Origin of the sequence: Campylobacter concisus, assembly GCF_002912425.1 — a bacterium.
GTDB lineage: Bacteria > Campylobacterota > Campylobacteria > Campylobacterales > Campylobacteraceae > Campylobacter_A > Campylobacter_A concisus_AH.
On record NZ_POYR01000190.1, the window covers coordinates 1 to 15738 of the forward strand.

General features: G+C 40.2%; 13 protein-coding genes. 2 read left to right on the top strand and 11 right to left on the bottom strand.

What is annotated here, in order from left to right; translation table 11 throughout:
* Positions 1-454: 454 nt before the first annotated feature.
* From mog to CYP84_RS10110, 10 genes are all read right to left on the bottom strand, one after another.
* On the bottom strand, positions 455-994 hold the full coding sequence (gene mog, locus CYP84_RS10065) for a molybdopterin adenylyltransferase (protein ID WP_009293784.1): 540 nt from the start codon (positions 992-994) through the stop codon (positions 455-457).
* Between the two features lie 13 nt (positions 995-1007).
* Positions 1008-2660, bottom strand: coding sequence for an ATP-dependent metallopeptidase FtsH/Yme1/Tma family protein (locus CYP84_RS10070; protein WP_103637445.1), 1653 nt, complete (start codon positions 2658-2660; stop codon positions 1008-1010).
* Positions 2647-3885, bottom strand: coding sequence for a tRNA (N(6)-L-threonylcarbamoyladenosine(37)-C(2))-methylthiotransferase MtaB (gene mtaB / locus CYP84_RS10075; protein ID WP_103567064.1), 1239 nt, complete (start codon positions 3883-3885; stop codon positions 2647-2649). The genes CYP84_RS10070 and mtaB overlap by 14 nt, the downstream gene beginning before the upstream one ends.
* Positions 3885-5474, bottom strand: coding sequence for a mechanosensitive ion channel domain-containing protein (locus CYP84_RS10080; protein ID WP_103567063.1), 1590 nt, complete (start codon positions 5472-5474; stop codon positions 3885-3887). Before CYP84_RS10080 ends, mtaB begins: the two co-directional genes overlap by 1 nt.
* Positions 5471-6508 carry a 3-dehydroquinate synthase gene (gene aroB, locus CYP84_RS10085; RefSeq protein WP_103567062.1) on the bottom strand — a complete coding sequence of 346 codons (1038 nt, stop codon included), beginning with the start codon at positions 6506-6508 and terminating at the stop codon, positions 5471-5473. Before aroB ends, CYP84_RS10080 begins: the two co-directional genes overlap by 4 nt.
* Positions 6509-6511: 3 nt before the next feature.
* Positions 6512-7930 carry a COG3400 family protein gene (locus tag CYP84_RS10090; protein WP_103567061.1) on the bottom strand — a complete coding sequence of 473 codons (1419 nt, stop codon included), beginning with the start codon at positions 7928-7930 and terminating at the stop codon, positions 6512-6514.
* Positions 7931-8022: 92 nt separating this feature from the next.
* Positions 8023-8583 carry an ABC-type transport auxiliary lipoprotein family protein gene (locus tag CYP84_RS10095; protein ID WP_103567060.1) on the bottom strand — a complete coding sequence of 187 codons (561 nt, stop codon included), beginning with the start codon at positions 8581-8583 and terminating at the stop codon, positions 8023-8025.
* Positions 8580-9512, bottom strand: a complete 933-nt coding sequence (locus tag CYP84_RS10100; protein WP_103567059.1) for an MlaD family protein — start codon at positions 9510-9512, stop codon at positions 8580-8582. The genes CYP84_RS10095 and CYP84_RS10100 overlap by 4 nt, the downstream gene beginning before the upstream one ends.
* Positions 9513-10253: an ABC transporter ATP-binding protein gene (locus CYP84_RS10105; protein WP_103567058.1), complete on the bottom strand. Its 741-nt coding sequence runs from the start codon at positions 10251-10253 to the stop codon at positions 9513-9515.
* Positions 10250-11356, bottom strand: a complete 1107-nt coding sequence (locus CYP84_RS10110) for an MlaE family ABC transporter permease (RefSeq protein WP_103567057.1) — start codon at positions 11354-11356, stop codon at positions 10250-10252. The genes CYP84_RS10105 and CYP84_RS10110 overlap by 4 nt, the downstream gene beginning before the upstream one ends.
* 77 nt (positions 11357-11433) lie before the next feature.
* Between CYP84_RS10110 and tgt the strand changes: the two genes are divergently transcribed.
* Positions 11434-12564, top strand: coding sequence for a tRNA guanosine(34) transglycosylase Tgt (tgt, locus tag CYP84_RS10115; RefSeq protein ID WP_103637443.1), 1131 nt, complete (start codon positions 11434-11436; stop codon positions 12562-12564).
* A complete protein-coding gene (locus CYP84_RS10120; RefSeq protein WP_103637444.1) occupies positions 12554-13252 on the top strand; it encodes a CorA family divalent cation transporter in 699 nt (232 codons plus the stop codon). Before tgt ends, CYP84_RS10120 begins: the two co-directional genes overlap by 11 nt.
* Positions 13253-13302: 50 nt before the next feature.
* Here CYP84_RS10120 and CYP84_RS10125 read toward each other — a convergent pair.
* Positions 13303-15738: ATP-dependent Clp protease ATP-binding subunit (locus CYP84_RS10125; protein ID WP_103637446.1), on the bottom strand; the 2436-nt coding region annotated here is incomplete at its 5' end.

Sequence of the window (15738 nt, forward strand, 5' to 3'; positions counted from 1 at the left end):
TATCTATATAAATAGGTATCAAAGATAAAAAACAATAAATTTAAGCCCTTTGGTTAAAAAATCAAATGTTTTATCTATATTTTCCAATACAAGAGGTTGTAAATTTAAAAACTAAAACATAATAGCCCTGTGATGTTTTAGTTTTAAGGGCACTTAAGTCAAAGCTATTTTAAAAATTTAATTCACCAATAATCACCATGCAATAAATCTTTAGCGCCATGTTTTGCAAATTTTCATCACTCTAGCTTTAATCGCAAAATATGACATAAAAGCTATTCTTCATCAAATTTAACAACAATAACAAATCAAAACAAATAAGTAAGCTAAAAAATAGTCAAAAACATACATACTTAAAATAGCAGCTAAAAAGCATCAAATTTAAAGAGGTAACAGTATTTAAGCCACCTCTTCATAAAAGTGGTGGCTTAAATTTCAGTGGTTTAACAAATTTTGTTTATGAAATTTTCTTTTGTTTTGGACGGAAAACTTTCATCACATTTTCATCAGTCTCGATAAATGCACCCTCGATTAGATCGATGCAGTACGGCACCGCTGGAAATACCGGCTCCAAGCACTCTTTTATCGCTTTTGGCTGACCTGGTAAATTTATGATTAGCGCATGGCCTCTTATGCCTGCTGTTTGGCGTGATAGGATCGCTGTTGGGACGTATTTTAGGCTCGCAGCTCTCATTAGCTCGCCAAAGCCTGGCATCATCTTCTCGCAAACTGCCTCAGTAGCCTCTGGGGTGACATCTCTCACTGCTGGTCCTGTGCCTCCAGTAGTTAGCACAAGGTCGCATCCTAGCACGTCTATCATGTGCACGAGCCTCTCTTTTATGAGATCAAGCTCATCTGGGATCACCTCGTAAAAATACTCTCTCTCGCTTACTATCCAGCCGTCAAGCACCTCTTTGATCGCTGGACCTGATTTATCCTCGTATGTGCCTTCGCTTGCGCGATCTGACATAGTTAGAATTCCTATTTTTGCTTTCATTTTTTCTCCTTTATTAGTAGTTTTCATTTAAAATTTTAGCAAGCGTCTCTTTATCTACGCTCTCATAAGCAAGCAGATATGAGCTTATCCTTGCGATCTGCTCGTTTGTGCCCTTTAAAAATGAGATTATCTCATCTTTTGCTTGTTTTAAAATTTCTTCCACATCGTTTGGATTTGGCACGAAAGAATTTCCCATGCCATACTCATAAACCATCTTTGAAGCGATCTCTTTTGCCAAATTTAGATCGTTGCTTGAGTTTGAAAAGATGTCGTTCTCATCTATCTCGAGCTTGCACATGCCAGCGATTAAAACCTTTATGCGTGAGAGCATCTGTGACTTTGACTCGATCTCTTGCTCAGTCGCCATAAAGCGGTCTTCAATGAGCGAAATTTTTTCAAATTTCACATCAAACCAGTAGGCACTTAGCGCCTTTGCGCCTTGATAGATGGCTTGAATTTTCTTCTCGCTCTCGCTGTAGCTTAGCACCTTTTTCTTGCCGAGCAAGACCTTGTTTAAAACAGCCTCAAAGTCCCTCATCCTAAGCACGCTTTCGCCGTTTCTTAGGGCATTTATCGCTGCTTCATTTACAAGCGTGCTAAGTGCCGCACCAGAAAAGCCAACGCTCATCCTAGCGATATCCTCGGCTGGCACTTCGCAGTTTTTATCTCTTAGATATGTGTTTAGGATAGCCACCCTGTCGTTAAAATCAGGCATTGACAAAAATATACGCCTATCAAAGCGGCCTGATCTAAGCAGTGCCTCGTCGATCATCTCGATCCTATTTGTTGCAGCTATCACTATAACGCCTGAGTTATCTTCAAAGCCGTCCATCTCGGTTAGCAGCTGATTTAGCGTGGCTTCTCGCTCGTCGTTTCTAGTGCCACCCCTACTCTTGCCAACGGCGTCTATCTCGTCGATAAAGATGATTGATGGTGCGTAGGATTTGGCTCTGCTAAAGAGCTCTCTAACTCTTTTTGCGCCCATGCCGACGTAAATTTGCACAAAGCTTGCGCCATTTTGGTAAAAAAACGGCACATTTGCCTCGCCAGCGACTGCCTTTGCCACAAGCGTCTTGCCAACGCCTGGAGGGCCTATCATTAGCACGCCTTTTGGCATTTTGATACCAAAATTTCTATATTTTTGTGGATTTTTAAGAAAATCAACTATCTCACTAAGCTCGCTTTTGACCTCGCTAATGCCTGCCACATCGCTAAATCTCACGTTTGAGATGACTGGCATCGCATTTTGATTTAGCACGCTTTCTATCTCAAAAGCGCCGTCCTTTTTGCTTAAAAGGCTCTCCTCTTTTTTCTTAATAGCCCTAAAAATATAGGAGTACCAAAGCACAAGGCAAACAAAGATGATGCTTCCCCAGACCATGCCAGGAGTGATATACTGCACGCTTCGCTCGACTGGGACCTTTTTGATGAGCTCTTTTATGTCTATGCCCTCTTTTATGATGGCAAAGCGGTTATTTTGCGCATAGAGGATGACCTCGTCTTCGTCAATGACCGCTTTATCAATGAAATTTCCATCCATTAGTTGCATATATTGCGAGTAGGTGATGTTTCGTGGCTCTTTGCTCACAGCAAAAAGTAGCGCTATTATCAGAGCCACAGCGGTTATTATCAGGATGTTTTTCTTGTTAAATTTAAATTTTTGCATAATTGGCATCTGGCTTAATTTCATATTCGCTTACCTCCAACCACTCTTTTGTTATATCTTTTTGACTAGAAATTTTAGCTTTGTTGTAAAACTGGTCAAAGCCTTCGTAAAAGTCGCCGTTTTTTTGCTCGACTAAAATTTTTAAAGTCCCGTTACGTTTTTTTCTAAAATTTTCATTATTTTGCAAAGCAATGCCTTGTAAAATTTTGAGCCTACTCTTTGCCACGTCGCCGCTAACGTCGCTTTTTAGCGTCGCTGAGTGCGTATCACGCCTAGGCGAATAGACAAAAGCGTGCAGATGTGTGATAGGAAATTTCTTGAAATTCTCTACCGCCTCTGCCCAAATTTCTTCACTCTCACCTGGATGACCCACGATATAGTCAGTCCCCAAAGCAAAGCCAAGTGAGCTTAGTTCATTAAAAAGCTCTAAGTCGCTAAATGCGTTATTTCGCCTGCGCATGATCTTTAGCATCGCCTCGCTCGTGTGCTGAAGTGCGATGTGTAGATGACGCTCCAACCACTCCTCTTTTAAAATTTCCCTAAAGCTCTCATCTATCTGGCTTGGCTCGATACTGCCAAGTCTTATGCGTCTGATGCCTGAAATTTTGCCTAAATTTGCTAGCAGTTTGCCAAGAGAGCTATTTGTATCCTTGCCGTAACTGCCTATGTTTGTGCCAGTTAGAACGAGCTCATTATAGCCATTTTGAGCTAAAATTCTAGCTTCTTTTAAGATCATCGCCTCGTCCATGCTCCTAGCTCTGCCGCGCACTGATGGGATGATGCAGTAGCTGCAGTTAAAGTTGCAACCCTCTTGAATTTTTATAAAGGCCTTTGTGTGATTTTCGTAGTTTGTGACGATGTTTTTATCGACCGAGTTTAAATTTCCAAGCTCAAAAAAGGGCTTTTCTTGTTTTAAAAGCTCGTTTAGATCGTTCTTTTTGCTAGCTCCCAGCACTCCGTAAATTCCGCTTGCAAACAGCTCTTTGCCCTTACTAACCGCCCCACATCCTGTTAGTATGACCTTTGCCCCGCGCCTTTTTACGCCATTTATATAGTTTCTGACGCCGCTATCAGCCGAGTTTGTCACGGTGCATGAGTTTATCACGACGATATCAGCGACCTCTTCGTCGTTTGTGATCTCGTAGTCTTTGATGTAGCTCTTTAAAAGCTCGGTATCATAGATGTTTGTGCGGCATCCAAATGTCTTAAAAAATATCTTTTGCATTAGATATTTTCACCCTCTTGCTCAGCGTGAGCTACGTGATCGCTTGGCGTTTCTTTCTTGCCTATAAACATAGTTTGCGTTGGGTAAGCTATCTTTATATCATCGTGAGCCAAAAATGCCTCGATTATCTCAGCGCTTATCGTGCTTCTTAGAGCGAGCGTGGCGTATGAGTTAGACATATACCAGCATGAGATATTGATGCCATAAGGCTCAAAAAATGTATAAATTCTTGGCTCTACATTTGGATTTTTGATGCTGTACTGGCTTCTTAGCTTGTTCATCTGGCGTTTTGCGATGTCTGTATAGCCTTTTGAATATTTTTTTACTATATTTTTTGCTAGATAAGCGGCCTTTTTGTGATTACTATCAAAGCTTATCACGACATCTATGCCGTCCCAAACGGTCTTCATGCCGTAGTGTGAGTAGTTTGCGATGAGGTCTGTAAAGATATAGTTATTTGGCACAAAGATGATCCTACCTGCACGGCGGTTTGTCTTATAGGTAGAGTAGCTAACGTCTTCAAAAACGGTTAGGCGAAGTAGTGAAATGTCTATCACATCGCCCACAAATTCGCTCCCGTCGTGATAGACTCTTACGCGGTCTCCCACGTGGATCGTGCCACCAAACATGATAACCATCCAGCCAAGCATACTCATAAACATATCCTTCATCGCGATGGCGATACCAGCTGAGGCAAAACCTAGCACGGTGACTAGATATGTGACGTTTTCGATGTATGAAAAGAGCAAAATTATGATGATAACGGTGATGTTTAGCACGTTTAAGAATTTATTGACCGTGTAAAATCTCTCGTTATCCGTGATCGTTCTTTTAACGATAAATTTAGCGATAAATGTTAGTCCGATCGTTAAAAGGATGACGATGGCTGTGTAGCCCATGCTTAAAAACTGAGCCTTAATGTCAGATGTCGTCAAATTTATCGCTTCATCAGCCCTTTTTTCATAGACGCTATAAGTGGTATCAGCGATCTGTTTTGCCGCTTTGAAGTCGCCTATCTCTTGCTTTGCAAGGTTTAGACTTGCTCTATTTTGCTCGCTGTCATCTATCAAATTTAGCCTATTTAGCAAATTTTCTTTTGCTTCAAGCTTTTCAAGCAAGGTGTCAAGCTCTTTGATGTGCCTTTGGTACTCGATCTTGTCGCTTCTTATCTTTTTGATGTATGAAAAGCCAGATATTAGCGCAACTGGGCTATTTATCCTAGGCGGCGTCTCCATTTCTGGGGCTGCTAGCATATTTGAAAATGGCGTTTTCTCATACTCTTTTAGCAAATTTATCTGCTCTTTTAGAGTTTGACTTCTCTTTATGAGATCGCCACCTCTTTTTGAGCCTTTATCAAGCTTTTTAAGCTCATTTTCATTTTGCTCTAGCTCATCAAGAAGCTTTTGATAGGTGTTGTAGTTGGCGTATCTTGTGATCCAGATGTTGTTTTTTAGGGAGTTATCTAGGTTTGAAATTTCTTTTATAAGCTCGCTATTTTGTAAATTTTGTGAGACATTTTGCTCAAGCGTAGCGTTTTCTTCAGCGTAGAGCGCAAAGCAAAAAAGTAGGAAAACTAGGATCTTTTTCATTTAAATTCTCTCAAAGTTTCTAAAACGTCCTCTTTTTTGACGTCATTTTTGATGATCGCACTGCCGATTTTATCTGCGATGATGAAATTTATCTTATCACCTTTTGTCTTTTTATCCATAAAAAACGCCTCGTAAAATGCATATTCATTTTCTATTTTGTAGCTTACAGGCAGATCAAATTTCACTAAAACCTGCTTGATATCTTCTGCCTGCGCCTCACTCATGAGACCTAGTCTAACGCTTAGGCGATTTGCCATATTCATACCTATCGCCACCGCTTCGCCGTGTAAAAATTCCTTGTAATTTGTCTCATTTTCTATGACGTGAGCAAAGGTGTGACCGTAGTTTAGCATGGCTCTTAGCCCCTTTTCTTTCTCATCTTGCTCGACTACCCTAGCCTTTAAATTTATCGACTTTTCAACTAGCTTTGCCAAATTTTCATCGTCTAAATTTACGCCCTTTAGCCAGCTAAACATCTCTTTATCAAAAGTTATCGCCATCTTTAAAGCCTCAGCAACGCCAGCTGCAAATTCTCTCTTTGGCAATGTTTTTAAGAAATTTATCTCGCAAAAAACAGCCTTTGGCTGATAAAATGAGCCAATTAAATTTTTACCAAATTTGTTATTTACGCCCGTTTTTCCGCCCACACTTGCATCGACTTGTGCTAGAAGCGTGGTTGGGATATTTATGAAGTTTATCCCTCTTTCATAGATGCTTGCCGCAAAGCCGGTCATATCACTTATGACGCCGCCGCCAAGAGCTATGAGCGTAGATGCTCGGTCAAATTTACTAACAAAAAGCTGCTCTAAAATTTGCCCTATCGTCTCAAGGTTTTTATACTCTTCGCCGTCTGGCACGCTAATTATAAATTTCTCATCGCACTTTAAAACACTAAGTAGCTTTTCAAGGTGAAGCCCCGCCACTTTGGCATTTGTGACGATGCCAACCTTGCCTTTTAGCTCCAACTTCTCAAGCTCATTTATATAAATTTTATAGATTGAGCCCTTTTCCTTAAGGTTTAAATTTATCTGCATTTTCTACTCACTTACTGGCACAAAAAGCTGTGCGTTTTGGCTTAGTTTTTTATAAAGTCTATTTAAATTTGTCGATAAAAAGGCAAAAGCGCTGCCATTTGCCACGCTCTTGCTAAACATCACAAAATGAAGCAGATCATTTGTGCCTTTTAGCTTCACTAGCGGGTTTTTGAGGCTATGATTTTCTATCTTTATGCGCTTTGAAAAGAGCGTGCTAATGCTCTCAAAGTGCTCTTTTAACGCCTCATCGTCGCTATGCTTGTTATCAAAATAGTAAAATCTCATCTCCAAATCAAGCTGCGCGCAGCAGTCTGTGATGACAGCTGATTGATTTTCGACCTCTTGGCTTTGATCGCCAAGTATCACGCCCTCTTTTACCTTTGAGAGCAAAATTTTACCCGTTTTTAGCACTGGGATTTTAAGCTCATAAAATAGCTTTTGAAATTTAAAAAAGTATCTATCATCGCTTATAATTAGTCCGATGTCGTGTTTTAAAACGTCATCTTTTATCGATTTGTTATCGCTGTTAAAATAATCCATCAAAACAAGGATATTTTTCTCTTTTATCGCCTTTAGTGTCTCTAAATTTTCGCCTAAAGTTGGGTTTATCACTCTAAAAATAAGACGTTTGTTATTTAGCTTTGAATGCACATATAGGCTATCTTTTATGAGCTTGCTAACGCGCTCTTTGCTCATTGATCTCATATCTATTAAAGTGTAGATATTGCTACCAAATGGACTTGGAAACTGCCCGCTTTCGCGTTTTATCGAACGATAAACATTTTGAAGCACGTTTGGATCGCCAACGATTAGCAAGATATCGCTTGGTTGGATCATTGTATTTGGCTTTGGCAAGATGATCTCAGCACCTCTGTAAATAAGCGCTATCCGCCATCTTTTTTGAGCGATCGAGCTTACATGGCGATACATATATGAGCTGCCAATAGGCACCTTAACCTCCATGATCTCGCCCTCGCTAAAGCCGATATTATCAGCATATACAGGCATGTCTGGCAGATAGTCCATGAGCCTTGAAGCTGCGATATCTCTTATATCAACCACGCTTAGATGCTTATCACTCGCGAAAGTCTCCTTGCACTTTTCATCTAGCTCCCATGAGTTCATAAAAATGGTCTCTGTTTTTGTGCTGATCTGTCTTAAATTTTCATAAACAGCAACCGCCTCTTTTTCATTGTCACTCACGATGCAAAACTGGCTAAAATAGCCGTCGCTTATGCTCTTTAGCTTTGAAAGGCTTGTTGGGTCAAACTGATAAAATGTAAAATTTTCGTAATTTGCCTTTTGACTAAGGTCTTCGCTCGAAACGACTATATAGTGGTGTAAATTTGACTTTGCTCCAAGAAGTCTATCTAAAAAATTTCTTGCAAAAGCTCCATCTGCGATTATTAAAATTTTCTTCATTAATTCTCCGTATTTAAAGCCACATTATAACAAAAGGTCTTTAAAATAAGCTATTTTGGCTATAAATTTAGGAATTTACAGCCAAAAAGTTTTTAAGAGATAATTTCAGAGATAAGTGTGTCGATAGCTAAATTTGTAGCCTTGTTGATCGTATCAAAAATAGTGCTTGACCTTGGGTCTGGGCAGAAAATTTCTTTTGTTATCATGCCTGATTTGAGCGAGGTGTTTGCGTTAAATAGCTCGTAAGCTAGCGAAACTTCGGCCTTGTCGCCTCTTATTTGAAGTGAGATGATACTAACTTTTAGCCTAAGATCCTTTGCATTTGGTGAAAATATCGGCTTTGCAGCGCAGTTTGAGTATAGTCCTTTTACGAGTGATTTATAGACCATCTCACTTGGCTCAGAGACAAATTTAGCGTCTGTCAAATATCTTATCTTGTTATTTTCAGCGACGATTAGGATCTTTCTGGTATCGACCATATCAAGGGCGCTCACGTTTTCGATGAAGACATTTTTTAGCTCTTTTTGCTTGTTTTCAGCCGAGCACTCCTTGTTTGAGTAGTGTATCTCATACATCGTAGCTTGTGGCACGTCGGTCTTTAGCGAGCAGCCAAAAAATAAAAATGCAGCCGCTAGAAAGATTAAATTTCTCATTTTTTATCTCCTTTGTCATTTGGCACTGGATTTGTGAAGAAAAACTCGTAAGGATTGTCCTCAAGTCTTTGAAGCGCACCTCTAAACTCACGTAGCGTCTTGTCAAATCCATTTAAAAACTCGCTAGCCTCTCTAAGAAGCGGAGAGACCGTGTTTCTAAGGTCATACTCGCCGTTTTTTACCTTTTGAGTAACGATATCTTGAAGCGAGCTATATCCAGTGACAGCCAAATTTGCTGATTTAAAGACTGAATTTGCACTGGCGATTAGTGTGTTTAAATTTTTAGCAAGCTCTTTTGTGTCGGTTTTGTTTAAACTATCGGTGAAATTTTTTACATTTTTAACGATGCTATCAACCTCGCTTAGACCATTTTCATCGGTTAAAACCTGTGTAAATTTATCGATATTTCTTAGGATAGACTCGATATGAGCAATATTTTCAGCCGAGAAAAAGCCATCAACCTTATCAAGGGTTTGATTTATCTTAAAAGTTATGTTCTCTGCGTTGTTTCCGAGCTTTGAAAGAAGGCTCTCTTCAAGCTTTAAAATAGGCTTATCGCCTGGTTTAAAATCCTTCGTGCCTCGGCTTATATTTATGCTTGCCACGCCACTAATAGCCTGAACTTCGATGCTTGCCACGCTATCAGCCTTGATAGGCAGATCCTCTCTTATCTTCATCGTGATGTTTATAAGAGCGTTTTTATCATCGACAAAATTTATATCACTAACGCTTCCTGCTGGCACGCCGATAAATTTAACCGTAGAATCCACCTTTAATCCGCTTGGCAGCTCAGTCGTGTGGATGTAATACTCCTTAAAATCAACCTTTGTGTTATTTTTGCTAGTCATCCACCAGATAAATATCGCAAATGCTGTAAGGCAGGCTATGAAAAACATGCCAACAATGGTATAAGAATTTCTATTTTCCATCTACTTTTTCCTCATTTTAAATAGCTCTTCAAGCGGGTTATTTTCAAGATGTTCAAGCTCTTTTATATTTCCCTCAAAGGCTATCTTTTTGTTATCTATTATCAAAAATCTATCCAAAATATCAAAAATACTATCAGCATCATGCGTCACCATGACAACGGTCACGCCGATGCTATCACGAAGCTCTTTTATTAGCGCATCCATCTGGCGCGAGCTAACTGGATCAAGGCCGCTATTTGGCTCGTCCAAAAATAGCACCCTAGGACTTAGCACTAAGGCTCTTGCAAGCGCAGCACGCTTTTTCATACCGCCACTTAGCTCGCTTGGATAGAGCATAGAAACTTCTTTTTTAAGCCCAACTTTTTGTATCCAAAACATCGCTATCTCATCGATCTGACGCTTGTTAAATTTAGAGTACTCATGGAGTAAAACGCCCACATTATCAAGTATCGTCATCGAGCTATAAAGCGCTCCAAACTGAAACATCGTCCCGCTTTTCAGCTTGATCTCTTGCTGTTCTTTGGGGCTACTTTTCCACATATTGACGCCGTCAAAAAATATATCGCCCTTGCTTGGCTTTTTTAGATATATCATCGTCTTCATAAGTGTGGTTTTACCAGCGCCACTACCGCCTAAAAAGCCATAAATTTCAGCCTCTTTGATACTCCAGCTCACGTTATCGTGCATTATCTTATCGCCATAACTTGTCGTTATGTTTTTTCCAACTATTATCTCGTTCATATCTTTAGCCACATAAAAATTATCGCAAAAAATGCATCAAGCGCGATGACCCAAAATATCGCATTTACAACGCTAACAGTTGTCATCGCTCCAAGGCTTTGGGCGTTTTGGCTAACGCCAAATCCCCTCATGCACCCAATGATCGCTATTACAGCGCCAAAAAACGGAGCCTTTATCATGCCAACAGCAAAGTGTCTAAGCTCGACCATCTCGCGAAATCTATTGAGATAGTCGCTAAAGCTGATGTCAAGAATAGTTTGACAAATGATCATCTGCCCTAAAATGCTTATGCCGTCAGCTATAAAGATGATGACTGGCACGCAAAGCACCATGGCGATGATGCGCGGCAGCACCAAGAAGTTAAAGGGCTCAAAACCCATCGTCTTCATCGCGTCTATCTCCTCAGTTAACTTCATAGCGCCAATTTGAGCGGTAAAACTGGAGGCCGACCTACCCGCCACGACGATAGCAGCGATGAGCGGAGCGACCTCTCTAAGCGTTAGCATGCCCATGATCTCAACTATAAATATACTTGCCCCAAAGCTTGCAAGCATCGCACTGCCAAGATAAGCAAGCACAACGCCTATCAAAAAAGCGGTGAGCGATACGATGAAAACGGCATTTACGCCGCCATCTTTTATATAGTTGCTAAATTCTCTAAACCTTAAATTTGCAGGATTAAATAAAATCCTTACGCTCTTTATCAAAAACTCGCCCAAAAACGAGCCAAACTCAAGCAAATTTACAAATCCCTCGCAAATTTTCTCCCCCAATCGTGAGAAAAAATTTAGGCTATTGTGAGGCGGCATATATTTAAAATCGATCTTCTCGTCATTTAAAAGATCGCTCATCGCCTTTATCTTCTCATCATTTGTGATGATCTCAAATTTCTTGCCATTTAGCGTGTTTTTTAAAAGGATCAAAACAGCATAATCAATGCTCTTTAGCTCGCTAAAGTCAAATTTAACATTGCCTTTAAGCTTTTGGATTTTTTTAAAAATGCTTTGTAAATTTTTTGCGTCTTTATAGCTAAACTCGCCTGCAAATTTTATGGTCGCAGTGCCGTTTGCTTCGGTAAAAACGATATCATTTCTCTTTTGCAAAAAGTTCCTTTGCCTTAAAATTTCTGGATTATATTATAATTTTTGTTAAAATAAAAAATCAAGAATTTAGGACTTAGATGAAATTTGAAGTTATAAAAAAAGATGGCAATGCAAGGCGAGGCGTCCTAGCAACCGCTCACAGCGTGATACAAACGCCAGTTTTCATGCCAGTTGGCACGGTTGGCGCAGTTAAAAGCCTAGATGCCTTTGATATGAGTGAAATTTTAGACGCAAAGATAATTTTAGCAAACACCTACCACATGTATCTGCGCCCTGGCAGCAAGGTCGTGCGTGAGTTTGGTGGACTTCACGGCTTTTCTAAATTTGATCGCTCGTTTTTAACTGATAGCGGCGGATTTCAGGCATTTTCGCTTAGGTCAAACACCAAAAACGACGATGGCGGGATAAAATTTAAAAGCCACATCGACGGTAGCACGCACTACTTCACGCCAAGATCCGTCCTTGACACGCAGTATGACCTAGGCAGCGACATCATGATGATACTTGATGATTTGGTTGCATTGCCTGCTGAGCCAAAAAGGATAGATCTAAGCATAAAGCGAACGATAAAATGGGCAAAAGAGGCGATTGATTATCACAAATTTATGCAAAGCAATGGCGTTGGCTTGCAGCAAAATATCTTTGGTATCGTCCAAGGCGGCACCGACTATGAGGCACGTAAATTTTGTGCGCAGGCACTAAACGAGATGCCATTTGACGGCCTTGCCATAGGTGGGCTAAGCGTTGGCGAGAGCAACGAGGCGATGTATGACACGGTTGAGGCGGTTATGCCATTTATGGATGAGCTAAGACCGCGCTATCTAATGGGCGTTGGCACACCAGAAGACTTGGTCGAAAACGTGGAGCGAGGCGTTGATATGTTTGACTGCGTTATGCCAACAAGAAACGCAAGAAACGGCACACTTTTTACTAGCTTTGGCAAGATAAATATAAAATCAGCCAAATTTATAAACGACCACGCTCCGATAGATCCGCAGTGTCAGTGCTACACCTGCAAGCGCTACTCCAGAGGCTATCTAAACCACCTTTTTAAGGCTAGGGAGCTCACATTTTTTAGACTAGCGAGCCTTCACAACCTGCACTACTATCTAAATTTGATGAAAGAGATGAGAGAGGCGATAGAGGTTGGCGAATTTGCTAAATTTAAGCGAAATTTCTACGCAAAAAGGAGCGCAGATGAGCTATAAAAGCGCACTTTGTGGATATTTTTATGGAGATGCATTTGACTACATCACGCTCATCTCATCATCGCAAAAGCAAGTTTTTAAATTTTTATTTAAAGATGGCAAAATTTACAAAGAAGATCTTGAGCATGAATGCGACAAAAGCGCGTTTGAAGCAGCTGTTAAGGGGATTTGCAATGAATACGCAAATAAAATTTTAGAGCACCAAGACGAGCTAAATGAGTATGAGAAAATTTATGCTAGCCAAAAAAATTTTGACAAATTTATAAAAAGACACCACTTTTTAAAGTATGAGATCAGGAAATTTCAAAATAGCATTTCACACTTTTACGAAGCTCTTGCGATCTGCCAAAGTGAGCAGCAAGGTCTTAAAAAAGAGCTTAAAAACAGCATCCACGAAGCAAGTGTCTTTAAGACCATAGCTAACGAATATGCCTGCAGGGTCGAAGATATCTATACATTTATACAAAGCGCTAAAAACGACAAGATAAATAAAAACATCTATCTTTTGACGCTCATTTCGGCTCTATTTTTGCCGCTAAATTTCATCACTGGCTTTTTTGGTATGAATACAAATGGCATGTTTTTAAGCTCATTTAAAGATAGCACATTGATAGTTTTTGCCTTTATAGCGATGCTTTGTGTGCTATTTTTTATATTTTATTACAGATCAAATAAGGATATTAGTTAAATTTATAGTAGGCTTGGCAAGTTGGTCCAACCTGCCAAGTAAATTTGAAGTTATTTTTTCTTAATGATGATCTTCTCACCGTCGCTATCAATGGTGATCTCATCGCCACTTTCAAGCTCATCTTTTAAAATCATATCAGCGATCTTGTCCTCAACTAGCTCATAAAGCGCTCTTCTAAGAGGTCTTGCGCCATAAACTATGTCAAAGCCAGCTTTTGCGATAAATTTCTTAGCCTCTTCGCTTAAAACTGCCTTGATACCGCGGTTGCGTAGAGTTTTTTCAAGATCTTTAAACATGATCTCAACGATAGAGATTAGGCCCTCTTCGTTTAGAGGATTAAAGATGATCGTATCATCAAGGCGGTTTAAAAACTCAGGTTTAAAGTAGTTCTTAAGCTCGTTTTTAACAGCTACATCGCGGTCTTCGCCCTTTAGCTCCATTATGAAATTTGAAGCGATGTTTGAAGTTAAAATGATGATCGTATTTTTAAAATCAACCGTTACACCTTTGTTATCAGTCGCGCGTCCATCATCTAAAATGCCCAAAAGTATGTTAAATACATCCTTGTGTGCCTTTTCAACCTCGTCAAAAAGTATGACTGAGTATGGTCTTCTGCGAACTGCCTCTGTTAGCTGGCCGCTCTCATCATAGCCTACATATCCTGGAGGCGCACCAAGTAGCCTGCTCACGCTGTGTTTTTCCATGTATTCGCTCATATCAAAGCGGATAAGCGCCTTCTCATCGTCAAATAAAAACTTAGCCAAAGCCTTAGCTGACTGAGTTTTACCAACGCCTGTTGGTCCAAGAAATAAAAATGAACCAATCGGCCTTTGACCCTCATTTAGTCCAGCTTTGTTTCTCTTAACAGCACGTGCAAGTGCGTGCAGTGCGTCATCTTGACCGACAACACTCTCTCTTAGATGCTCTTCGATGCGCAGATATTTCTCTTTTTCGCTTGTTAGCATCTTTTTAACTGAAATTCCAGTCCATTTGCTCAAAATTTCAGCCACAAGCTCTTCATCGACTTGATTTTTAAGAAGCACGCCCTCTTTTTTCATGTGCTCCCATTTTTCCTCAAGCTCGTGTTTGTGCTTTTTAGCGTCAGCTATCTTGCCGTATTCTATCTCGGCAGCCTTTTGAAGATCGCCATTTCTTTTTGCTATCTCAGCTTGTGATTTTAAGCTATCGATCTCTTTTGTTGCTTTTGAAATTCCACCAAAAACAGCCTTTTCGTTTTCAAATTTAGTATCAAGCGCTAGCTTTTTCTCATTTAGATCAGCTATCTCTTTTTCGATCTCGCCAAGTCTTTCTTTGTTTTTATCCGCATCCTCCATCTTTAGCGCTTCTTTTTCTACTTGAAGCGTTACAATCTCGCGTTTTATCTTTGAAAGCTCGTATGGCTCGCTCTCTATTTGCATCTTAAGCTCAGCTGCTGCCTCGTCTATAAGGTCTATCGCCTTATCTGGCAAGAAGCGGTTTGCGATGTAGCGGTCGCTTAGCCTTGCTGCGGCAACTAGCGCACTATCTGTTATCGTGATGCCGTGGTGAACTTCAAGACGCTCTTTTATACCACGTAAAATTTGAAGTGCCTCATTTACGCTTGGCTCTTTGACATCTATTGGTTGAAAACGTCTTTGAAGTGCCGCATCTTTTTCAAAGTATTTTCTATACTCTTTTAATGTTGTCGCACCAACAGCGTGAAGCTCTCCACGTGCAAGAGCTGGTTTTAGGATATTTGCAGCGTCCATTCCTCCCTCGCTCGCACCAGCTCCAACTATAGTGTGAATTTCATCTATAAAAAGTATGATATTGCCAGCTTTTTTAACCTCGTCGATGACAGCTTTTAGCCTATCTTCAAACTCGCCTCTATACTTTGCACCAGCCACAACTGCGCTCATATCAAGCGCGATGACACGCTTATTTGCAAGGCTTGTTGGCACATCGCGAGCGACTATCTTTTGAGCTAACCCCTCAACGATGGCTGTTTTACCAACACCTGGCTCACCAAGCAAAATAGGGTTGTTTTTGCTCTTTCTTATTAAAATTTGCATCATCCTAGTGATCTCTTCATCACGTCCGATGACTGGATCAAGCTCTTTATTTAGCGCTTTTTGCGTTAGATCGATACCAAATTTCTCTAAACTATCAAGGGTATCATCGCCAGTTTGGCTATCTATCTTTTTACCACCTCTTATGCTCTCAAGATTCTTTTTGATCTCTAAGATATCGCAAAATTTGCTTAAAATTTGTTTGATCTCACTAAGCTCAAGAGCCGAGATGATCCATGTATCAACAGCTATGTAGCTATCGCCCATACTTACCATTAAAGCTTTTGCATTTTCAAGTGAATTTATAAGCTCTCTTGAAACTGAAACGTTATCTTTTGTGACGTTTGAGCTGCTTGGGAGTGACGAGATCTTGCTTTTTATCTCAAGCTCGACCGCGTCTTTGCTTATGTTCATCTTATTAAATACTTGATTTAAAAT